Source organism: Leptospira ellinghausenii, assembly GCF_003114815.1.
GTDB lineage: Bacteria > Spirochaetota > Leptospiria > Leptospirales > Leptospiraceae > Leptospira_A > Leptospira_A ellinghausenii.
This window is the reverse complement of sequence record NZ_BFAZ01000010.1, coordinates 74,798-96,987: the sequence shown is the minus strand read 5'-3', so window position 1 is coordinate 96,987 and position 22,190 is coordinate 74,798. Positions and strand designations below refer to the sequence as shown.

Sequence of the window (22,190 nt, the reverse complement as noted above, 5' to 3'; positions counted from 1 at the left end):
CAAGAACCTAATTATTAGACTAAAACTTTACATCTCTTGCTAAAAGATTACAAGCAATTTAATGTTCTGAATTTTCGCCTTTTTCTTTGGAACCAAGGAACTGGATGAGTAAAAATAAGGTCGCAAGAGAAACATATGCAATCGGGAAGTCCCAATTTGCAATTTCTGTAAACCGATTGAAAATGGCATTCCCTTTCAGTTCGTATGCATGGATCCAACCAAACATGGACAAACAAGCGGCAATGACTGCCCATAAACTTGCTTTTAACCATTCTCTTTCCAAAATAAAGACTACCATTGCAGCCCAAATCATTGATGTGATGAGAAATCCTTGAGAAAGAGAAAGGATCCCAGAGAGAGCATAGGGAAGGAAAGTTAAGTGAGGAGGAATATCAGAAAGCGAAAAATGATAGGTTTGTTTTGCACCTAATTCTTGTAAGATTCCCTGAAGTTTGCCATCCAAAAAAAGAAAAACATTTTGGATGATAAGAACTGCCCAACCAGCAAACGCTGGTAACAAACCGACAACAACAGCAGGGGAATGGTGTTTGGGAATTGCTTGGAAGGCTTGGCTTGTAATGATGATTCCAATCCAAAGAACAATTGCCATTCCAGCTTCCACAGGAATTAAGGCTTGTATTAAACCCATGAGACCAAAGAGACTAACAATGGTCATAAATACACCAGATAACATAGAATAACTATGTTTTGCACCTAACGCTTTCCAGCCTGGATGGCCGATGTAAATCGTAGTCGGGAAAGGTGAACCAAATGCGGTGCCAGCGAGTGTACCTACTCCATTTACAAGTAGGGAAGTTTTTGTATCAAAACTATCACCAGAAGCTTCCGCAGATTCGATGTTTTGTAAGGAACCAATCACATTGAAGATTCCCATAGGTAAAATGATCGAAAAGTATGCTTGTAAATTTGAATAGGTTAGAGTTTCAAACAAGGAAGATAACGACAACTGTGGGAAATAAAAGCCCAATGTTGCCAATCCGTTTTGGACCCCACCTTCTTTGTAAATTGGATCTCCCCAAAAACCAGAAAGATAAGACAAAAGTACACCAACAAGAATTGATAAAAATCCACCGGGAATGCCAAATGGGAATCGTACTTTCCCAAAATATTGTAAGAGGATAATTCCAAGAGGGATAAAAGCGATCATGGGCCTTTCAAATGTTCGTAGCAAAAAGTCCATTGAGATAAAGGTTAGAGCAATGCCTGCTAAAGCAGAAAGTAGAGCTGCCCTAGGAGTGTATTTCCTAATTTTTGCAGCAATAAAAGATCCCAAAACTTCAATGATCCCGGACGCAAAAGAAACAAGTAACCCTGCTTTCCATGCTTCCTTATAATCACTAGTCGCTTGGTAGGTGGGGAACATAACAAAAAAAATAAATGCAAATAGAGAAACCGTATTGATTCCATAAGGAATTGCCGTTACATCTTTACGATTTGTCCTTTGTCCCAATTTCCAAGCTTGCCATGCGTAAAAAACATTCCCAATGAGTAAGGAAATCGCCGCGCCAGGTAACACAACAGAGGTGATAAATGGTAAAGGGAATCCGCATACACCCATACATAAGGCTGAGAGAACAAGCAGTTGAATGAGGTTGTCGACCATAAGACCAAAAAATCCATCTAGGTCACCGCGTGTGATGGTAAAAAAGTTCATTCGTTTCGTTTGCCTCCAAAATCAACTCGAATGACATTCCCATCGCCAGTGACTTCTGGTTTTTGGGATTTTGGTTTGGATATTGATTCTTCAGGGTTTGTGTTTGTTTCGATTTGTAAAAACCGAAGTTGGGTAGCAGAATTTTGGAATTTGTCGTAAATGCGAAATACGGCATCCCAAGGGATCATGGTTGGTTCCCAAGTGGAACCAAATTGTAATTCGGCAAATAAATAATCGGGTTTACTATCCAAAACTTTTACTGCTTTATCACCAAACACAAGTACAATGCCAGATTCTTTTTCTGCATTGAGTAGTCCACGTTTCCCGATTTCCAATTTTGGATGAGGCATTACATGGAGATAAAATACTCCAAATCGTTCCCAGTATAAATTGAATAAATCTCTTTTGAACTCACGTAACGTTGTGATTTCTTCCTGCGTGAGGTTTTGGCTCATAAATTCCTTTTACCGTGTGAAGTTTCCCATTCGATGTATTCATCGTGGATTTTATATTCTGGAATGATGTCTTTTAATCCTGCAAAAATTTCCCTATTTTTATTGGCTTTTGCGAGGGAAAATAACCGATTCAGTTTATTTTGAAAGAGTAACAAATTATAATGATCAAGTGGAGCAGCAATACGAATTTTTGGGTGATGGGTTTTTTTGATCCCTTCCGCATTTAATAGAAGTTCTTCGTATAATTTTTCCCCAGGTCTAAGTCCAGAAAATTCAATATTAATATCTTTATAAGGTGTGTATCCAGAAAGGCGAATCATCTCTTCGGCAAGTGATAAAATGCGAACCGGTTCACCCATATCGAGTAAAAAGATTTCCCCATGTTCGCCCATACTCCCTGCTTGTAACACAAGTTGTGTGGCTTCTGGGATTGTCATAAAGTACCGGATCACTTCTGGGTGAGTCACTGTCACAGGACCACCACGTTTGATTTGTTCTCGGAATCTAGGGATCACACTTCCGTTGGAACCAAGTACATTCCCAAATCGAACTGTGATGAATTTGGTTCTTGAATTTTGCGAGATATGTTGCAGATAAATTTCAGCAGCACGTTTTGAGGCACCCATCACATTGACAGGATTTACTGCTTTGTCTGTGGATATGAGTACGAATCGTTCCACTCCTATCAGTCGACAAACATCAGCTACGTTTTTTGTCCCCATCACATTATTGAGAATTGCTTCCGAAGGATTAATCTCCATCATGGGAACATGTTTATAGGCCGCTGAGTGGAAAACAACAGAAGGTCTATGTTCTTCAAAAACAGCTGAGATTCTCGATAAATTTTTTACATCAGCGATGACAGGTCGAATGTCAATATTCAATTCAGAAAAGTTTTTCCGAAGTTCATAGTCAATCTCGTATAACGGAGTTTCTGCGGCGTCTAAAATAACAAGTACACTTGGTTTAAAAAGTGCGACTTGACGGCAGATCTCAGATCCAATTGACCCACCAGCGCCCGTTACGAGAATGACTTTTTTTTCCAAGTAAGAACGAATGGATTCAATTTCTAAATCAACAGTTGGCCTACCCAGTAAATCTTCAACTTGTACTTCACGGAGTTGTGTGATATTTGGTTTCTCTGCAAGGTATTCGCCAAATGTTGGTAATATTTTAAACTCTACACCTGCACTTTCGCATTCTTTCATCAGTTTGCTCACAACACGTCCATCAGGTTGTGGAACTGTCATAATGACTTTTTTGACCGCATAACGATTCAATACTTTTCCAATTTCTTCCGTTGATCCGAGAATGGGAATCCCTTGGATGTAACCACCTTTTTTGGAAACATTATCATCCAAAAATCCAATTGGGAAATAATCTAAGTCTACATTTCGCCTAATTTCAGTTAAAAAAGAACTTCCTAATTTCCCCGCACCAACGAGTAGGATTGGAGTTCCTTTCCTGGTTTTGTCAGGACTAAAAATTTGTTCCCTGATCATCCTCCAACTCAAACTTCGTAGGCACAAAAATCCTAAAAGGATGAGGGTATCAAGAATGGGAACCATTCGTGATAATTGGTAGAATCGATTATAAAAGAGTAGGGCTAAGGTAGAAACCAAAGAAGAAAGGATGGTTGCTTTGATGATGGCCAAAAGGTCGTGTAACGAAGCATATGACCACAAAGAACGATAGATCCCTGAAAATAAAAAAACGATACTTCTCGTGACCACGACGATAGTGGCACAGACCCAAAAATCTGGGTAATTGTCGAGAAACCCAATATTTTCAAATCGCACCAAGTGTGCGAGAAAATAGGACAAAAACATAAAGAGAATGTCTACAGGAAAAACCCAGTATCGTCTTGGGATCGATTTCATATCTGATAAATAAAGGTATTTGGAACAAAATTCCTTGTAAATACAGAATCTGTTCCGAAGAATAGAAAAGAGGAAAAACCTGTTTGAAATCACTTCTTTTCCGCCTTGCGGGGATTTTTTCCGCAGAAATTGGCTCGGAACTTTATTTAAAACTAAAGGAAGAAACTCTTTCGCCATCGCTTTTTTGCCTTGATTTTACAGAAGTCACAGAAGTGACGGAAGTAGGTTGGGAATTTTTGAGAAAAATGGCGGAGAGATGCAAAGAAACTGGTTCAAAACTAGCAGGCTTTGGATTAAAATCGGAAGTCCCTTCTGAACAGAATGCCTTCTTTTCGTTTTTTAGCGAAGAAGCAGAATGTATCCATCATCTAGAATCATTTTATATCGGGGATACTCCCGCAAACGAACTCACTCCAAAGTCACCACAAGAAGGAAAAACCATTCACTGCCCTGAGTGCCAAACTTTACTTCGGTTCAAACAAATGGGTGATCACCTTTGTCCAAATTGCCAGTCGAAATTTTTTGTGAACCAAAAAGGTTGGGTCTCAACTTACGAACGTTTGTTGTGATTTAGATGTTTTGTAGGAATGGCTTCCCAAGGTTTGTCAGGCCAAGGGTGTTTTGGGTAACGTCCTTTTAACTCTTTTTTAACTTCATGATAACCGTTATTCCAAAAACTTTCTAAGTCTTTTGTAATTTGAACGGGCCTTCTTGCGGGTGACAATAAATGGACTAGAATTTTTGCTTTTCCGTTTGCTAAATTTGGCAAGGATTTAAGCCCAAATAACTCTTGTAATTTGACATGTAATTCAGGTTCATTGCCATGGTATTGTATGGGTAAAGTAGAACCAGAAGGAACTTGAATTGATGTTGGTGCTTCTTTCTGGATGATCGATTGGTTTTCATATCCTACATATGATTTAAAAGCTTCTAAAAATGGAAGATTCGTTAAAGAAAACTTTTGTGTTTCAAAATTCAGAAATGGAAATAACCAATCTTTTACCGTTGATTTCAAATGGTCTAAGGAAACATTAACACCTAACACATCATTTTTGACCAAAAATTGAACTCGATGTAAATAATTGAAAAGTTCTTCTCTTTTTTCCCATTCGTACTCCCAATCCAAATTGGATAAGTATTCTAAGAGCGCATTTTGAATGGATACTGGATTTGGTTTTGTCAATTCTTTAGAATCCAAAATCAGATCGCCAATTTTTCTCTCTTCTTTCACGATTAAAAAAGATTCATCCCTTTGGTTTGTTCTGATTTCAGGCCTTTGAAAGGTTTCAATGTGTTCGTTTAGACTTTCTTCGATTTGTTCAAGAGAAATGGGGAGGTATTGGGTGATGTAGAAAGTGGAACCAAAAGAAATTGTATCGAGTGCAATTATGTATTCGGGTAAGTGAAGTAAGTTTGTATTAAAAGTACCAATTTTACCATTAGAGAGTTTGTATTCTTTTGCCTCTTTTTCTTTTCGTTTGCCAATCCGATCTGGGAATCCTTTGCAAAAATAATAATCTCTTTGGTAGTTTTTGTTTTTTTGTGGAAATGCTTTTTTCCCTTTAAAAATGCTTAAAATTTGCTCATAAACGAGTTTCAATTCTTGTGAGAATGAACTCTGTGAAATGGTATTCGGAAATTCCTTTGATTCTGTACCAGTAGATTCCTTACCTAGAATCGATACAATGTCTGCTATAATTGTTTCGTTTTCTTTTGGCAACCGAGAGATCACACATCCTAATCGAATGGGAAGGGGGTATAATAATGTTTCTTTCCCTAAATCGGTTAGTTGGTTTTTTTTATCTAAACAACCTAATAATTCTAAACGCGCCATAGAAAGAGCAATTGAACCTTTGTTTGGTGGATCAAGGAAAGGAAGAGAATTTATCTCTTCACCAAATGATTTGATTTCCAAAACCAAACGGTCTAAATCTCCTTCTAGGATTTCTGGTTTTGTACGATCAAAAAAGTTTGTCTCTTCTTCTTTTGACCAAAGTTTATAAACCAGTCCTTTCCCTTCTCTCGATGCACGTCCTGCTCTTTGTTTTGCACTACTGAGGCTAATTCGGTCTCGGACCAAGTGTGTGATTCCGGATTCTGGATCAAAAATAGAATGTTTAAAATAACCAGAATCAAATACGACTCGTACACCAGGAATCGTTACAGATGATTCTGCAATATTTGTGGATAAGATTATTTTCTTTTTGCCTCGAGAGTCTGGTAAAAAGATTTTTTCTTGGTCAGATAAATTCATATCTCCAAACAAAGGTAGAACGATAGAATTCTCTTTGATGGTTTGGTTTAACTCAAGTTGGAATTTTAAATCTAAAATTTCTTTTTTCCCCGATAAAAAAACCAAAATATCACCTGTTGTCTGTTCGACTGCCTTGGGTATTAGGTCGATGAATCGTTGTAGAAGATTTTTTTGAGATTGGCCCATATAAAAAATTTCTAATGGATGTGTGGAAGTTGAAACTTCAATTGGGGGATTTGTTATCCCAAGGTTAACAAAGTTTTGTCCTTCCAATGTTGCAGACATGATGAGAATTTTTAAATCACTACGAAAGATCTCTTGGGTTTTTCTAGCCAATGCAAAACAAAGATCTGATTCTAATCTTCTTTCATGGAATTCATCAAAGATAAGTAACCCATAGTCTGACAGTTCAGGATCAGACAGTAGATATTTTGTTAAAATCCCATCAGTAACAAATTCAATTTTTGTATCTCGATTGATTTTAGAATCAAAACGGACACGATATCCAGCGGTTTCTCCCACTGGTTCTCCAATGGTTTGGCAAATCCGTTTGGCTGCATTTTTTGCTGCAATCCGTCTTGGTTCGAGGATACAAATTTTTTTCCCTGCTGTTAAATTGAATTTTAATAGTTCTAAAGGAAGGGCAGTTGTTTTACCAGAACCGGGTGGTGCATCCAAAATTGTAACAGGATTTTTTTGGATAGATTCAACTATCTTTTGTAAGGCGGACAATACAGGGAATGTTTCGGAGTTGGGATTCACGGTCTTCTTAGTTTAAAAAAATACTTCCAAGATCCTAAAAAAATGCAAACAAAATGTATTTTTTTGGGAAAATCACAAGAATCGGGTTTCCGAATCGAAACCGATTGAGTAAACTTTCATTGTGGAATCGCAAGGAAAACATTACCAACTCATTCAAAACGCAATTGAATATTTGATTCAAAATTTTAAATCCCAACCCAGTTTAGATTCATTGGCTCAAATTGCCAAATTAAGTCCTTCACATTTCCAAAAACTGTTCTTAGAGTATGTTGGAGTCTCACCCAAACAATTTTTATCATCGGTAACTTTAACGCACGCTAAGCGAATTATCCAAAAAACTTCAATATTAGATACAACTTATCGTTTGGGATTATCTGGTACAGGAAGATTACACGATTTATTTATCAAATTAGAGGGAATGACACCTGGTGAATTTAAATCGTTTGGAGAAGGTGTACATTTATACTATGAGTTTTTCCCTACCATTTTAGGGGAAATGGTTGTTGTATCGTCTGAGAAATCGATTCAGAGTTTACAGTTTTTACAACAGGGAATGGACAAAGAAGAAAGTTTGTCTGCAATCAAAGTTACTTTCCTAAATGCAGTATGGAAAGAAGAAACAAGAGAATTACACAATCCAGTGAAAGAATTTTTACAAAATTTTACCGTACCAAAAGCGCCCATCCATCTTTCTGTGTTAGGGACACCGTTCCAAATTAAGGTATGGCAGTCACTTCTCTCGATCCCTTCTGGAGATACATCCACCTATGGAGAAATTGCTGAATTGATTGGCAAAAAAAATGCACAACGTGCAGTGGGTACTGCGATTGGAAAAAATCCAATCGCAGTGCTCATCCCATGCCACCGAGTCATTCAATCTTCTGGTTTATTTGGTGGTTACCGGTGGGATCCCAAACGCAAACAAACATTACTTATGTGGGAAAGTGCAACCCATTTTCAAAAAATGGATTCAGAGTTTTCTTTTTAATGAGCGAGTAGTCTCGTATGGGAAACAAGAAAAAAACCAACGAGTAAAAAACACTGAGCAATTAGATAGGTAATCCAAGGAACTTGAAACTCCCATTTTGGATGCCTTGTGCCATTGATTGTTGTTTCACCCATCACAGCATCTGAGAGAAGGAAAAATCCAGCTCCAATTCCCAAATAAATCCAAACACCACCATACAACAAATAGGCGTTAATGCATAAGGATACAAAAAAACACAAAATGATGCCATAGATAAATGCAGAGGCCATCACCCATTTGGAGCGACTTGGATTGTACACTCTAAAAAAGAAAATCAAAGCGGGTAAAATGATCAAAAGTAAACTGATGATGAATGGTCTCGGACTAGAATACAATTCTTCCCAAGTGATCAATTGGCGTAGGGCCAATATAAAAAAGATTTGAGCGATGGCGAAACTAAATATGCCACCTAAAACTGGATCTTTCATATATTTTTTTGCCAATGGAAATTGTAAATTGAACCAATCACCTAGCATAGAAAAGGCGATTGCAATGACTGGATAAGCGAAACGTGAATGACCCAATTGGAATAATAACCAAGCAAAAACTATCACTTGGAAGGAAAATCCTAAATAAACCCCACGGGAAATCTCTAATCGTTTTTCTGGGTTCGATTCTTCGCTTAAAGTGATCCAATGGATAGAAAAAGCGGAAACGATGGCAAAGGGAATGGCTGTGAGGATGAAATAATATACCATACTGGATATTACCATGATTCAGTAAGAAAAGCAATGCTTAAGTTTTGTTAGTAGTGAAATTCTTTACAATTCCATCTCTAAAGAGGAACCAAACAATGATTATATTGTAAAAATTACTCCTAACAGCTATGATGTTTCCTATTTTAATCAAAAAAAATGGATTCAAACCAGAATTTACGTTCTAAAAATGGCCTTGCACCGTTTTTAACGGTTTGCTTGACCACGGAATGAAAACAGTGTGATTGAAAGTAGACGAACGTGAATTATATTGGTCAAAAATTCGGACGTTGGGCCCAAATCGCATGCAAAAAAAGTACATTCTAATTCCCTTATTCTCTATCTTCACATTTATATCTTGCCCAGGAGCAGGGGGTGGTGGCGGGGGAGCTGCCTTTGCACTTTTAGGACTTGGTGGTGGTGGAACAGATGTGGGAGCACCAAGATTAGAAGTCACCTATTCAGGTGTTGTCAGAGAAAGTGGGTCAACTATCAGTTTAGGTACCGAACCCATCAATACTACGAATGGAAAATTGGCGACACTTACAATCCAAAACAAAGGTACCTCATCCTTAACTTTGCCAGGATCACCAATTGTCACAATCAGTGGAACCGATAGTTCACACTTCCAATTGACACAACCGAACCAAACAACACTTGCTCCCAATGCTTCTGTAACCTTTAGTTTGCGATTCAAACCAACTTCGGAAGGTCTTAAAACCGCCGTCGTAAAGTTATCCACTTCAGATCCAGCTCTATCTGCTTTCCAATTAACGTTCACTGGCACAGGTGGACCTGCTGCAGCAAAGTTGACAGTTTCTCAAGGAGCAACTGAAATTGTAGGGAATGGTAGTTTTAATGTAGGAAGTGTAGAAGAACTATCTTCTGGAACACCAATCCAATTTACAGTGAGTAATGCAGGTAGTTTGTCTACTACTTTAGGAACTCCAGTTGTGGAGAGTTCCAATGCACAGTTTATGGTTTCTGCAGTTTCCGTTGCGAATGGATCTACATTAGCGCAAGACGGAACATTTACATTTAATGTAACGTTTTCGCCAGCGAATACAACTCCAACTTCAAAATCAGCAACGATTACAGTTAACGCAACACCTTCCAATTTTATATTTACAGTGAACGGAACAGCAACCGTAAAACCAGTTCCAACCATAGCAATTTCGCATAACTCTAGTTCGTATACTTCTGGTGGAACACTACCAACGTTTGGAATTTTATGGCCAGGTTTATCTTCTTCGGCAAAAACGGTTACGATCACCAACAATGGAACTGCAACACTCACAGGACTTGCAGTAAATGAATTCAGTGGGAATACTGATCAATTCACAACCAGTGCTGCAGGTGCAACTTCACTGACTCCTGGACAAAGCACTACATTTACAGTTACATTCGCCCCTTCTACTAGTGGATCAAAAACAGCAGTCGTTAGAGTCACTAGTACCAATGGAAACAATGGCTCTGCCTCATCATCTGATATCACCGTAGAAGGCACTGGAAAATCAAATGCTGGCATTTCAGTTTCATGGACAGGCTTAAAAGAAAAAGCTGTGAATGATACAGATGGTGGTTATAAAGTTTGTTACAGTAAAACAAATGGATTTAATCCTGCCGATGTAAATGGAACAACAATTTTTTGTGACACAGTTCCAAATGCGGGTGGTACAACTCCTACTACTAAAATCATCTCAGTGAATACATATGGGACTTGGTATATAAAGGTTTTTGCATTTGGTAAATACAATACAACCGGTGGGACACCATCGACTCAAACATCAGTCAATGTGCCCTCTACCTAATCCAAAAGGAAAATAATAGATATGAAAACTAAACTAAGTTACGCTTCTAAGATAAAAATCATTTGTTTTATAACAGTTCTTACATCAACTGTTATCATTTCCGATCCTAATCAACGGAACTTTTTAACTGAACCGTTTCGATTTGAAACTAGTATTACCAATTCACATTCAAAATCAGGAGTAGCAAATCGACCTGATTTTGCACCGGATGAAATTGTAATTAAATTCAAACCAACTGTTCCAAGTGATGAAATATTCAATCGGTCAAGATCATTAGGTTTTCAAGTTGGACATGTGAGCAAAAGAGCAAATTTTACAACTGTTAAAATTGCGAGCAATGAATCAGTAGCTGATGCAGTCATTCGCGCTAAACTAGATCCTGCTGTCGAATATGCGGAACCAAAATACTACTACTATGCCCAAGCTACTGCACCAAACGATACGGATTTTGGTAAACTTTGGGGTTTAAATAACACGAATCAAACCATATCCTCACCATCGTATACAACGAATAATCCTCCAGGTGCATCGGCTATTGGGAAAGATATGAATGTATTAGGTGCTTGGGATGTGACATCGAACTGCAGTTCTATCATTATTGCTGTGCTTGATACTGGCATCAACTATAACCATGAGGACTTATCAGCAAATATGTGGGATGGTACCGCAAGTTGCAAAGATAAAGATGGGAATACGATTGGTGGTGGATGCCCCAAACATGGATGGGATTTTGCCTCTGGAGATAATGATCCAAAAGATGAGGAAGGTCATGGAAGTCACGTGGCTGGAACTATTGGTGCTGTAGGAAATAATAATAAAGGAATTTCAGGAGTTTGCCAATCTGCTCAACTCATGTCAGTTCGAGTATTGGGAGTAGGTGGAGGAAGTAACGCTACTGTTACCGACGGAATTTACTTTGCCGTAAGAAATGGTGCAAAAATCATCAACATGAGTTTAGGTGGAACACAATACAGCCAGTTGATTTACGATGCGGTGGAATTTGCAAAAGCCAATGATGTTTTAGTTGTGGTAGCAGCTGGGAATGAAAACACAGATCTTGCATCTGGAAATTCCTACCCTTGTAAAAACAATAATGCCAATCAAATTTGTATCGCTGCACTAGATCAAAATTTCCAACGTGCGAGCTTTTCTAATTTTGATACAACAACTACTGCTGCAAATCGTGCTGTTGACTTTGGTGCTCCAGGAACCAATATTTATAGTATTTTTGGAAGTGAAACTACATACAATGAAGGAACTTCAAATTATACGGGTTGGACAACAGGTGGTTCAGGTGGTGCTGTAACTTGGGCTTACCAATCTTGTGCAGTTGGATCAGGCACCTTGAAAGGATTGGCATTACCAAACGATTGTTCTGTTATTAACTTCAATTTTACTCCGCCTTACAATAATCCAACATCTGTTTCTGCAAGTATTGACAGAACTGTCTATAAATCATTCACCATCCCAAGTAATGCAACGAAAGTATCCTTATTTCAAACTATTGTTTCCGATGGTGAATCTATCGGAGATACATGTTATGATTATACGGAAGTATATTACAAAAATGATGCATCTAGCCCATTTTCAGGAGGAACTCTCTTAACACTTCCTGATTATAACCGGTCTATGTATGTGCAAAGATTATGTAGAAAAACTGTTTCTGGAGTTGGATATTCCTTCATATTATCAGAAGAAGTTACATTGACAAATTGTATGAATACAGCAGCTACAAGTTGCACAGTCGGATATCGTTATAAGTCGGATAGTTCTACTCAAAATGGTGGTGCAATGTTTGGAGACTTTTATCTAAGCGCTTGGATTGCATCCAATAATTCTTACGGTAATTACAATGGAACTTCAATGGCAACACCAAACGTAGCAGGAGTGGCAGCACTTATCAGAGCATATAACCCACAATTAAACTTTACTGAAGTTATCCAAAAATTAATTGATGGAGGAACAGCGACGCCATCAATCTCTGCCAATACAAAGTACGGCAAATCAATTAATGCTGAAGATTCCGTGAAACATCTCAATCAGGTGACTGGTGTTACGGCAACACTTCAATAAATTTTTACTATCTATTCTTCTCATCCCTTACGTTACATGTGCGCAAGGGGTGAAGGAAAGTATGCCGGAACGTAAAAAACCAATTCTAACAAATGTACCAATAAAACCAATCGCACATCGCGGTGACTACATTGTTGGTACTGAAAAAGAGTTGTCTACTGAGGAATGGAAACAACTTCTCCAGGGTTTCGGTACCTATCAGTTGGAACTTCAAATTAAAATGAAACCTGCTTATAGAATCCAGTTCGTAGTGGATCCTGGATTAGAAACATTAAAAATGGAACTAAAACAAAATCCTTCCATTCGGTATGTGGAAACAAATGCCATCCTCGAGAAAAAAAATTCCACTTCAAATCCATAAATTTGTCTAAATACCATCGTGATCATTCGACATTCTTTCCTCGTTTTAGTTTTATTATTTTTAATTCAATGTACAAAGACTAGTGAGTCTTATGAAAAATGTGAACGTGCAGATTTAGATTATTTAGCATGTTCACTTGTGATTTACCAATCGTATACATATTGTGCAGAATCTGCTTCCACAGTGACAGGGAGTACCGAAACGAAAGCATCTGCTAAATTCCGATGCGATGCAGAAAGGTTGGTTGGTTCCTATCTTTGTGAAGACTTAAAGAAAAAAGCCTGTGGTACAAAATAAGGTTCGTTTCGCATTCGTATTCATTTTAATTTTTGTACGTCCGAAGATTTTCGATTGTCGCGGAAATCCCTGTTCACTTTGGTCTAAATGTTCCGAATATTCTTTGGGGTTTCCCTAAAAAATCTTGCTCTATCGCCATTTGCCTCAATCTTCTTACCGTCTGAAAATGAAAAAATCCCTCAGAAAATCTATGTTTGGGTTGAATTTAGTTTTGGTTTTAGTAAGCATCCTGTCTTAGGTGTTGCATGCGGAAAGAATAAAGAAAGTAATGATACGGTAATCGGGACAATGTTTGTCGCTTTAAATGCAAATTCAAGCTGCGCAAACAAAGACCATTGCAAAATGTTTGTCATCAAAGCAAATGCCATTCTGAATGCTGGTATTTCAGGACTTGATAGCCAATGTAATTCCGACGAAAACAAACCTTCTGGTAGCGGCACTTACAAAGCGATGGTAGCCGATGGAACAAATCGTATTGCGTGTACTTCCGCAAATTGTGCCTAGTACATCAGAACATATTGATTGGGTACTCAAACCCAATAAGGAATATCGAAGGGATGATGGGTCAATTGTGATAGGCAATACAACCAAAAATGGGATCTTTGAATCAAATTTGACGAATGAGATATCATCAGTTATAACTGGGACAAATTTAACGATAACTGGTTTGAATGCAAATTGGACAAACAGTTCAAATGATTGTTCTAATTTTTCTGCAACCGTTGGGAATGTTTCTATTGGATCGCATATTGAAAAAACAATAACAAGTGTTATAGCGATTGGGAACGCCGTGTGTTCCAGCAGCAGGAAGTTAATTTGTGTGGAACAATGAAGTTTATTAAAACGAATTAGCTATTATCTTTAGAAGACACACGATGGATTGTATTTGCATTACATTTGTGTGTTGGGAAGTTTTATCAAAAATTCCAGACCAATTTGCCACCCATGTGAGTGATCTAAAGTGTTACCGATGTGTCTTTCTGTACAACAAGTAATTCCTGTTATGTGACATAAGATTGATTATGGGAAGAATCATATTGCTTCATAATAGATAGTATCTCAAATCAAAATAAGTTACATAGAAACAACTAACGAATGTGCCTCGCAAATAGAATCTACATTCGAACATCTTTCCCGAAAAGCGATCCCGCTCTACGCTCCAATCTTCCGCGATGCGAAAGGATTTCCGCTACGATCGGTGGCAAGACTGCATTGGGTGTTATTCATATTGAATGAGAATGCAGAAGACTAAGTGAACAAAATATTAACAATTGGGAAGAAAAAGTTGGGAATTTTGAGACAAGGTTGAAAGGAAGATGAAATTTTGTTAGGTGTGGATTTGGGAAGAAAGCCCACAAGGCCCACCTCCACCACCCAATTCGGGGCGGGGGCCGCCCCGACCTTCATGTGACATAGAAATATTATGTAAATATTTTGTTTTGGATGTTTATCCTACTTTCATTATTTCAAAAAATCAAAAGTAGTCACTTCCTCAATTTTGCAGGAGAGTTCGACCGAAGCATAATTGGGAAGTGCTAATCCTAGAATATAGATATTCTTAACACAAGCTTCGACACCATCTCGTTTATAATACTTATCAGGATTAATTTCTGCAAGGATTGGAATCAAAACACCGTTGAGAAGTGCTGAAGATGCCTCTGCTCCTGACGAATTCACTCCCAGAGGGGCAAATTTGACACCATCAATTCTTTTCGAGGCTTGGAGGAGTTCTGCTTTTGCATCAGCTCCTAAGATATTGTCATTACTGAGCCTAGCAAGCGTCGGCTGGTTACAATTTGTTACAAATATCATTCCTAAAAGAATGATTCCTACGAGAATCGATTTTCCAGATTGTTTCATATCGGAGAAAGTGTATCCGAACTCATGAAGTAAAGTCAACCGGAATCACGAATCAGAATTTTTGCCTTTTGGAAAAGGGATTCAATTTGATTTGGAATCATTAAAAGATCTATGATTCAAACATCGCTGGAAAGAGATTCAGTGATAAAGATGAACTTTTGTTCGTAATTTTTTTTTATATGCAGGATGAAGTGGACGATTTGTAAGAATTATGTTAGGTGTGGATTTGGGAAAAAAGCCCACAAGGCCCACCTCCACCACCCAATTCGGGGCGGGGGCAGCCCCGACCTTCATGTGACATAGAAATATTATGTAGATTTCTTGTTTTGGTCGTTCATCCTCTTTTGGATCACTTCATTTAATACTTCTACTAACTCTTGGAATTCATCCCCTTTTCGAATCCGAATGGTTTCAATTGGGTCTCCAGAAGCCATCCTCTGTAAGGAACGTTTGATGCTAAACACAGGACCTGCCATTTTATGCGATTTGAAGATAGAGAAAACTGTGATTAACAATAAATATAAGACAGAAAGTGTTACCACTGCATCAAATTGGATGGTATATAAATTGAGTTGGTGGTCATAATTGGGCAGATAAATTTCCCTCGGGACAAACTTTTCTCTGGCTTCTCCAGGTGCCGCATCTTCGTTTTCGACTTTCCAATACACAGTTTGTGCATCCTGACGAAGTCGGAACACTGCCCCACCATCATATTTGGATTGGTTCAACCAATATAAGAACAAAAGAGTGACAATCACCCCAGAAATAAACAGAAGAGAATAATGTGCTAAGAATTTTAATTGGAATTCTTTATCGATGAGATAACGAAATCGAAAGTTTTTTTTGTGATTCTCTGGCATAATTTCCTTTATATGGTCTTACAGGTATTCGGTAAAGAGCCTTTCAGATAAAGGAAATCTTGTCAAAAAACTTCTGATTTTTAGCGGATTTTTTCGGTTTCGAGTATGTTTTTGATCGGGATTTCGATCTTTCCATCCATTCCTTGGAAATGGAGATGGGTTTCCGATTGTCCTAAAATCACACCTCGGTATTCCGTTCCATCCTCTAAACGAACCAATTCTAAACGAGAATGTTCACGGTAAAGTAATGACTCTTTGGCCAAAATGGATTGGGTATAAAAAGCTTTGAGTTCCTTATCTTCTTTGGGACTCACTTGAGAAGCAATGACAGGGAATGACTCCCCTTGTTTAACAACTGCTTGTTGCTTTGCATTTAGGATTAGATCACCGAAGGCGACAGAACCTTCTCTTACCGCTACCGTTTCCATAACACCATCATAGGAAATGCTAAAAATAGTACCTCGAACTTGTGTAAGGTGCTCTCCTGCTTGGACAATGAACTCACTATCTTTCGAAAGTTTAGAAACAGAAGCAAAAAGTTTCCCTTTTTTCACTGAGAACTTTTGTGAATATGATCCTATATCGGATTTTTGTAACGACTGTACAATGACTTCCGATTGTGGATTGATTCGTAACCATGAACCAGTTTCAAATTGTAAGTCCACTTGGGATGCCAGTTCTGTTGTTATGATATCTCCAGAAGTGATTTGGTACTTTTCGACTAATGGTACTTTTGTAACACTACCTTCTGGAAAAATAAAAACCTTCCCTTTGACTTGGGATACAGAAACGGAAAGTGGAGAGAGAATCTCACGTTTTTTTTCCATCACTGCCGAGGAAGACACTTCGTTGGAAGTGGTTTCAGGTCTCATGATAAAAACAAACAATATGGTGGCTGCGATGGCAAAACTAGTCCCACCAACAAGTGTAAGTCCTGCTGGTTTCCGAAAAAAGGAGAGGACTTTGTTTGGACTAGAGGATGGTCCACTCCATTCTTGGCGAGGGGAACGTGAAACCAAAGTTTCCCAATTTGGGAATTCCACCTGCTCCGTCACTTTGGACGGTTTTCGCAAAAGGGCTTCCAACGCTTCTATGTGTTTTTGGTCTTCTAATTCGCTCATTCGTTTTAATCTGGAACCAGATTTTCCCTTTTTGCTATGGCCAATACTTTCTCAGTGGCTTTGATGACAAGCCTAGAGGCGGTGGAAACTGAAACTCCTAAGATCTCGGCGATCTGGACCAGTTGGAATCCTTCTACGTTTTTGAGTAATAAAGCGGACCTTTCATCTTCCGAAAGTTCTCCCAGAAAAGAATATAACCGGTCTTCCAAATCTTGGTATTCCGCTTTTGTTTCTAATTTTGGATTGTGACTGTGGAACTCGATTTCATCAGAAGCAATTTCCCTAGAAGTGGAAAATTTTTTAGCATAATTAATGGATAAATTGCGAGCAATGGTGTACAGAACCATGATGGACTTCTCTTCCGAGAGGCCAGCATTACCATAATGTTTATGGAAACTTAAAAAGCTGTCTTGCATCAAATCCATGGCTGTGTCCGCGTTTTGAGTGTACTTATAAAGAAAGTCAAAAATTCGTTTATGACTTCTTTCGTAGATTTGACTCATGGAGACAGAATTGTCGGACACAATCTTGTATGTGTTCGTAAAACCGAGTCTCTGACAAGTAAAATCCCATTCCTCTCTGTAAAAGAAAACAATTGGGAGAGCTCAGATTCTCAAAAACTCAGATTATTTTTCCCGCAAAAGGGCATCATTGGCAGCATTTTTATAGGCACCAATCATTGTCGGGTAATTGAAAATATGTTCGGTGAAATACTCAATTGGAGCTTTTAGGTTCACAACACATTGTCCAAGTGCTATGAGTTCTGTAGCTTTGTCTGAAATGATATGAACTCCAAGAACTCGTCTCGATTGTTTATCAAATAGAATTTTGAGTAATCCAACTTGGTCTCCACTGATTTGAGCCCTAGTGATTGTATCAAATTTTGCAAGACCAACTCCATAGGAAACACCTCGTTTTTTCAAAGCTTCTTCTGTGGGGCCTATGGTTGCAATTTCTGGTAGTGTATAAATTCCAATCGGGAATTCTTCGGCATCAACAGGAACCGAAGGATGACCAAACATATGTTTTGCGACATAAGCACCTTGGTACATCGATACTGATGCTAAACTTGGAAATCCAATCACGTCTCCACATGCGTAAATTGTGGGAATATTGGTTTGGTAATTCTCATTCACTTGGATTTGTTTTCTGTCATTTGGGATGATCCCAACAGATTCCAGTCCTAAGTTATCAACATTTCCGAGCCTTCCCCGTGAAATTAGGACTTGGTTGACTCTTACCACTTCACCTTTGTTAGTTGTAAGTTCGAATCCTTCTTCATCGGAAATTTTTTTATAGTTGGTGATCGATGAATCGACATGGATTTGGATCCCTGCATTTTGCATGATCCGAGTCATTTCATTGGATATATCTTCATCTAAGAAACCGAGAATCCGATTTTGGGAATCAAATAGGTGTACTTTCACTCCAATATGAGCAAAAATGGTAGCATACTCGGAACCAATGATACCAGCACCAATTACAGCTAAGGTACTCGGCATCTTTTTCATCGCAAACAAACCATCACTGTCGTAAACTAATCCTTCTTCAAAAGGAATGTTTTCATTCAATGGCCTTCTGGGGCTACTGCCTGTTGCTATGAGAATGTTTTCTGTTTCGTAAACTTTTTTTCTTCCTGCGGAGTCCGTTACTTCGACTCGGTTTGGATCTACAATTTTTCCCCAACCCGTGAGTGTTGTGACTCGGTTTTGGATCATTTGTTCTCGGGTCACATCTTCTTCTTTTTCGATGACAGTAGAGGCACGAAACATTAACTCTTGGAGGGTGAGTTGTGTTGTTTGTGGGGATTGTAATCCATGTAGGTTGGAAAGTTTTAAGTTCCGGTAGAACCGGCTCGTTTCCTGAAGAGATTTCGAGGGAATTGTCCCCCAATGGACACAACCACCACCTAAATAAGGGTCTTTTTCAATGATAGCAGCCTTTTTGCCGAGTTTACTTGCTTGGATAGCAGCTTTTTGAGCGGCAGGACCGCCCCCGATAGCGATTAAATCAAATCGATTGATAGACATTGGATAAAAGAACGCTACCGAGAAAGTGAAAAATAGCAAGCAAAAATGCAGTTTGAATCGATTTGGGTAGGATTCATTTGTTTTCTTCACCTAACAAACTCAAAGTCGAAAGACAAAAAATCTTGCAATTGCATTTTGCCTTTTTACTCTTTTGTAGAGCCTATGGAATTTTTAAAAATGATTCAGTCGGGAATGTTATCCCTTTGGAAGATCCTATCGGAAGGGATTCGCGCAAAACTTGCTTGGTTTACTGGAACTCTGATTGCCTTAACCATTTTACTTTTGTCCATCATCACCGTACGCCAACAAACAGCGATCCTTTCCGAAAGTTATGAAAAACAAGCCGCTGTTTCAAAGAACTTTATCGCAAGTCTTGTGATGGAGATTGAATCCATCTCTCAAAATTTAATCCGCATCGAAGAGTTCAAATCGCGAATTGAAAAACAACAGGAAGAATTAAAAAAATACCAAACAGCAAAACTTGTTACAAAGAAAAAAACTGTTTCTGTTTTTGGATTCAAAACCAATTTATTCGGTTCCCTTGGTTCTTCTAAAGTACTCAAGAAATTTGATACATTTTTTTCGGTCTACTTAACCAAAGATGATGTAACAATGTTAGAAAGAGAAATACGGCAACAACTAAGGGAAGCATCCAATCGTAATATCAGCGAACGAGAATGGAATACATTAGTCAATCTTGCTGCAGCCTATGTAAAAAATGAAGAAAAGTATTTAGATATCATCAAACAACCCACTCCCGAAGAAAATGAAGCAAAATCAAAATGGGAACTAGATATCAAAAACATCAAAAAGGAAATTCGGAATCATAAATCCAAACTGGATCTGTTCATTGCAAAGTTTTATGCGGACTCCAAAAAGAGAAAATTAGAAGAATTAGGACTCGATACTAAATTATTTCGGATCCAAACTTTCCCCATTTCAGCAATGATCCAAGGAGAAACTTCCATTGCCTCATTTGACACTCAAATTATTGATAATACATCTCCCTTAGCAAAAATAGATCATTTTGACCAAATGGAAAGTAGTTTGGTAGATTCGTTTCAAAAACTCTCAGATGATATTACATCGGTTGAAGAAAACGAAAAACAGTATGTTTATGAATGGAGAGAAAGAGAAATCCAAGCACTTCATTCTCCCCTATTCCGCCATCAAAACTCAACAAAACGTGCCTTTAACTTAATCGGCATCAAATCAAAATTAGGTGATTATCGAGAAGTGATCAAAGAAGATTACCGTATCACCAATGAACTGGCTCAACTCATCCCAAAATTAAGAGAAAGAATTCAATACTTAAAAAATGCAAAACCACCAATTCCACCAGCGAAAGACAAATTATTTACGAGTTATTATAAATCGTACAATGAACTAGTCTCAGATAGAGAAAAAATTTATGACGAAGTTTCGTTACGATATCCAATTCCTAAGGAATTAGAAGAAAAAATCGAGTCTTTACGAAGTTTACGTGATGTAACTTTAGAAGATTGGGTACTGTTAAAGTTTAAAACGGATCCTTTAGAGTATGAAAAATACTACCAAGACCCTGAGGCGAGAGAGGAACAAAGGAATCGTTGGAAGTCTATTCGGAAATGGATCATCACTGCAGAACAAGAAACTCCTACAAAAGAACTAAAAAAACTCTTCCCTGATGGAAGTTTTGGTCATTCCCGAAGTGAATCAGAAGAAATTATGTGGAAGTTAGACGGAACACATTTATTAGAAGCTGAGAATGTTCCGTTGATGGTGTTACGTGATAACTTTTCGGGACTCATCCGAACGTTAGTGGATCGAACAGATGGGATCCGTGCCATCAAAGACAATCGAAACCAAATTGTGTTTACTGCGATCACAATTTGTTTGGTTGCGATTCTATTCGCAATTTTTATCTCTGGTGTTGTCGTACAAAAGATACGTAAAATCATACGAAGTGCAGAAGATGTAGGCCAAGGGAATTTACATGTTCATTTTGATGATGGTGGGAATGACGAATTTGGAAATCTTACAGTTGCCTTAAACCAAATGGTTTCAGGACTCAAAGAAAGAGAAAAAATGCGAGGGGTTCTCGGAAGTATGGTGGACCCTGTCGTTGTGGGAGAAGCATTAAAAGATTTGGAAAAATTAAAACAAGGAAGTGAAAAAGTGATCACTGCTTTTTTCTCTGACATTGCAGGTTTTAGTACCATTTCTGAAAAACTAAATTCAAAGGAACTTGCTAACCTACTCAATGAATACCTTTCTGCTATGACACTCATCCTAAAACAACATGATGGAGTTTTGGATAAATACATTGGGGATGCCATCGTCGGAATATTTAATGCACCACTTGATGTTGAGAACCATTGTTTAAAAGCAGTTTCTGCAAGTGTGGAAATGAGAGATAAGTTAGAAGGTCTCAAAAAAGAATGGATCAAAAATAATTCTTATATACCTGAAGCTCATGATATGAAATTTCGAATTGGGCTTAACATGGGTTATGCGAAAGTGGGATTTATGGGAACCGACGCTCTCGCTTCCTATACCATGATGGGAGATACAGTCAATCTAGCAGCAAGGCTTGAAGCAGCTGGAAAGGATTATGGGGTTTGTATTCTCGTTTCGGAATTTGTCCATGATGAAATCAAAGATCATTTTTTCACACGAAAACTCGATACAGTACGTGTAAAAGGAAAATCAAAACCAGTCACATTGTATGAAGTGAGATGCAAAAAGGGAGAGGAGTCAGAAGAAGAGAAAAAATTCGTGAATGCTTACGAAACAGCTTTATTTTCCTATTTTAATCGTAAATTTTCGGAAGCAAAACGGCAGTTTGAAATTTTGTACCAGTCCTCTCACGACGAGGCGTGTAAACTTCTCTTGGAACGTTGCCAATACTATATCGAAACTCCTCCGGAATTGGATTGGGACGGTTCGTTTACAAGGACTAAAAAGTAAAGAACACGCAGGTTATTCTGTTAAAATAGACAAAGTATCCAATAAATTGTATAATTTTCTTGCTTTTGTCGGTGTAGTTT

At 38.2% G+C, this 22,190-nt stretch carries 19 protein-coding genes; 9 read left to right on the top strand and 10 right to left on the bottom strand.

Annotated elements, in window-relative coordinates; genetic code table 11:
* Positions 1-58: 58 nt before the first annotated feature.
* Genes DI076_RS17325 through DI076_RS17315 form a run of 3 tightly spaced genes read right to left on the bottom strand, consistent with a single transcriptional unit; the run spans position 59 to position 4,010 of the window.
* Positions 59-1,675: a permease gene (locus tag DI076_RS17325; protein WP_108961117.1), complete on the bottom strand. Its 1,617-nt coding sequence runs from the start codon at positions 1,673-1,675 to the stop codon at positions 59-61.
* On the bottom strand, positions 1,672-2,130 hold the full coding sequence (locus DI076_RS17320; protein WP_108961116.1) for a ClpXP protease specificity-enhancing factor SspB: 459 nt from the start codon (positions 2,128-2,130) through the stop codon (positions 1,672-1,674). The genes DI076_RS17325 and DI076_RS17320 overlap by 4 nt, the downstream gene beginning before the upstream one ends.
* A complete protein-coding gene (locus DI076_RS17315; RefSeq protein WP_174705096.1) occupies positions 2,127-4,010 on the bottom strand; it encodes a polysaccharide biosynthesis protein in 1,884 nt (627 codons plus the stop codon). Before DI076_RS17315 ends, DI076_RS17320 begins: the two co-directional genes overlap by 4 nt.
* A gap of 83 nt (positions 4,011-4,093) precedes the next feature.
* Here DI076_RS17315 and DI076_RS17310 point away from each other — a divergent pair, with 83 nt between their 5' ends.
* Positions 4,094-4,579 (top strand): DUF8512 domain-containing protein, encoded by a 486-nt coding sequence (locus tag DI076_RS17310; RefSeq protein WP_108961115.1) that lies wholly within the window; start codon positions 4,094-4,096, stop codon positions 4,577-4,579.
* Here the strand turns inward: DI076_RS17310 and hrpB are convergent.
* Complete coding sequence (gene hrpB, locus DI076_RS17305; protein ID WP_108961114.1) at positions 4,561-7,026, bottom strand: ATP-dependent helicase HrpB; 2,466 nt, start codon at positions 7,024-7,026, stop codon at positions 4,561-4,563. The two genes, DI076_RS17310 and hrpB, sit on opposite strands and share 19 nt — an antisense overlap.
* A gap of 121 nt (positions 7,027-7,147) precedes the next feature.
* Between hrpB and DI076_RS17300 the strand changes: the two genes are divergently transcribed.
* Entirely contained in the window at positions 7,148-8,014 is an 867-nt protein-coding gene (locus DI076_RS17300; protein WP_108961113.1) for a methylated-DNA--[protein]-cysteine S-methyltransferase, read from the top strand.
* On the opposite strand, the gene DI076_RS17295 is transcribed toward DI076_RS17300, so the two are convergent.
* Positions 8,011-8,751, bottom strand: a complete 741-nt coding sequence (locus tag DI076_RS17295) for a lysoplasmalogenase family protein (RefSeq protein ID WP_245918547.1) — start codon at positions 8,749-8,751, stop codon at positions 8,011-8,013. The genes DI076_RS17300 and DI076_RS17295 overlap by 4 nt on opposite strands.
* Before the next feature lie 302 nt (positions 8,752-9,053).
* Between DI076_RS17295 and DI076_RS17290 the strand changes: the two genes are divergently transcribed.
* From DI076_RS17290 to DI076_RS17270, 6 genes are all read left to right on the top strand, one after another.
* Complete coding sequence (locus tag DI076_RS17290; RefSeq protein ID WP_108961273.1) at positions 9,054-10,559, top strand: choice-of-anchor D domain-containing protein; 1,506 nt, start codon at positions 9,054-9,056, stop codon at positions 10,557-10,559.
* 21 nt (positions 10,560-10,580) lie between these two features.
* A complete protein-coding gene (locus tag DI076_RS17285) occupies positions 10,581-12,632 on the top strand; it encodes a S8 family serine peptidase (protein ID WP_108961111.1) in 2,052 nt (683 codons plus the stop codon).
* 61 nt (positions 12,633-12,693) lie between these two features.
* Positions 12,694-12,993, top strand: coding sequence for a hypothetical protein (locus DI076_RS17280; RefSeq protein ID WP_108961110.1), 300 nt, complete (start codon positions 12,694-12,696; stop codon positions 12,991-12,993).
* 18 nt (positions 12,994-13,011) lie between these two features.
* Entirely contained in the window at positions 13,012-13,290 is a 279-nt protein-coding gene (locus tag DI076_RS17275) for a hypothetical protein (RefSeq protein WP_245918545.1), read from the top strand.
* Positions 13,291-13,377: 87 nt separating this feature from the next.
* Entirely contained in the window at positions 13,378-13,794 is a 417-nt protein-coding gene (locus DI076_RS20365) for a DUF1554 domain-containing protein (RefSeq protein WP_245918543.1), read from the top strand.
* Positions 13,751-14,122 (top strand): DUF1554 domain-containing protein, encoded by a 372-nt coding sequence (locus DI076_RS17270; protein ID WP_245918541.1) that lies wholly within the window; start codon positions 13,751-13,753, stop codon positions 14,120-14,122. Before DI076_RS20365 ends, DI076_RS17270 begins: the two co-directional genes overlap by 44 nt.
* 629 nt (positions 14,123-14,751) lie before the next feature.
* Here DI076_RS17270 and DI076_RS17265 read toward each other — a convergent pair.
* The 5 genes from DI076_RS17265 to sthA all read right to left on the bottom strand — a co-directional run bounded on the left by DI076_RS17265 (position 14,752) and on the right by sthA (position 19,161).
* Entirely contained in the window at positions 14,752-15,150 is a 399-nt protein-coding gene (locus tag DI076_RS17265; protein ID WP_108961108.1) for a TIGR04452 family lipoprotein, read from the bottom strand.
* A gap of 308 nt (positions 15,151-15,458) precedes the next feature.
* The gene (locus DI076_RS17260; protein WP_108961107.1) at positions 15,459-16,010 is read right to left on the bottom strand and encodes a methyl-accepting chemotaxis protein; all 552 of its coding nucleotides are present in this window, start codon (positions 16,008-16,010) and stop codon (positions 15,459-15,461) included.
* Between the two features lie 80 nt (positions 16,011-16,090).
* Positions 16,091-17,131, bottom strand: a complete 1,041-nt coding sequence (locus DI076_RS17255) for a FecR family protein (RefSeq protein WP_108961106.1) — start codon at positions 17,129-17,131, stop codon at positions 16,091-16,093.
* Between the two features lie 5 nt (positions 17,132-17,136).
* On the bottom strand, positions 17,137-17,634 hold the full coding sequence (locus DI076_RS17250; RefSeq protein WP_108961105.1) for an RNA polymerase sigma factor: 498 nt from the start codon (positions 17,632-17,634) through the stop codon (positions 17,137-17,139).
* 123 nt (positions 17,635-17,757) lie between these two features.
* Positions 17,758-19,161: a Si-specific NAD(P)(+) transhydrogenase gene (gene sthA / locus DI076_RS17245; protein WP_108961272.1), complete on the bottom strand. Its 1,404-nt coding sequence runs from the start codon at positions 19,159-19,161 to the stop codon at positions 17,758-17,760.
* Positions 19,162-19,338: 177 nt separating this feature from the next.
* On the opposite strand from sthA, the gene DI076_RS17240 reads away from it, so the two are divergent.
* Positions 19,339-22,110 (top strand): adenylate/guanylate cyclase domain-containing protein, encoded by a 2,772-nt coding sequence (locus DI076_RS17240; RefSeq protein ID WP_108961271.1) that lies wholly within the window; start codon positions 19,339-19,341, stop codon positions 22,108-22,110.
* The last annotated feature ends 80 nt before the right edge of the window (positions 22,111-22,190 follow it).

Coding starts and splice junctions, on each gene's coding strand:
- DI076_RS17325 (WP_108961117.1), bottom strand. CDS start 1,675: ATGAACTTTTTTACCATCACACGCGGTGACCTAGATGGATTTTTTGGT.
- DI076_RS17320 (WP_108961116.1), bottom strand. CDS start 2,130: ATGAGCCAAAACCTCACGCAGGAAGAAATCACAACGTTACGTGAGTTC.
- DI076_RS17315 (WP_174705096.1), bottom strand. CDS start 4,010: ATGAAATCGATCCCAAGACGATACTGGGTTTTTCCTGTAGACATTCTC.
- DI076_RS17295 (WP_245918547.1), bottom strand. CDS start 8,751: ATGGTATATTATTTCATCCTCACAGCCATTCCCTTTGCCATCGTTTCC.
- DI076_RS17290 (WP_108961273.1), top strand. CDS start 9,054: ATGCAAAAAAAGTACATTCTAATTCCCTTATTCTCTATCTTCACATTT.
- DI076_RS17285 (WP_108961111.1), top strand. CDS start 10,581: ATGAAAACTAAACTAAGTTACGCTTCTAAGATAAAAATCATTTGTTTT.
- DI076_RS17280 (WP_108961110.1), top strand. CDS start 12,694: ATGCCGGAACGTAAAAAACCAATTCTAACAAATGTACCAATAAAACCA.
- DI076_RS20365 (WP_245918543.1), top strand. CDS start 13,378: ATGTTCCGAATATTCTTTGGGGTTTCCCTAAAAAATCTTGCTCTATCG.
- DI076_RS17270 (WP_245918541.1), top strand. CDS start 13,751: ATGGAACAAATCGTATTGCGTGTACTTCCGCAAATTGTGCCTAGTACA.
- DI076_RS17265 (WP_108961108.1), bottom strand. CDS start 15,150: ATGAAACAATCTGGAAAATCGATTCTCGTAGGAATCATTCTTTTAGGA.
- DI076_RS17260 (WP_108961107.1), bottom strand. CDS start 16,010: ATGCCAGAGAATCACAAAAAAAACTTTCGATTTCGTTATCTCATCGAT.
- DI076_RS17255 (WP_108961106.1), bottom strand. CDS start 17,131: ATGAGCGAATTAGAAGACCAAAAACACATAGAAGCGTTGGAAGCCCTT.
- DI076_RS17250 (WP_108961105.1), bottom strand. CDS start 17,634: ATGAGTCAAATCTACGAAAGAAGTCATAAACGAATTTTTGACTTTCTT.
- sthA (WP_108961272.1), bottom strand. CDS start 19,161: ATGTCTATCAATCGATTTGATTTAATCGCTATCGGGGGCGGTCCTGCC.
- DI076_RS17240 (WP_108961271.1), top strand. CDS start 19,339: ATGATTCAGTCGGGAATGTTATCCCTTTGGAAGATCCTATCGGAAGGG.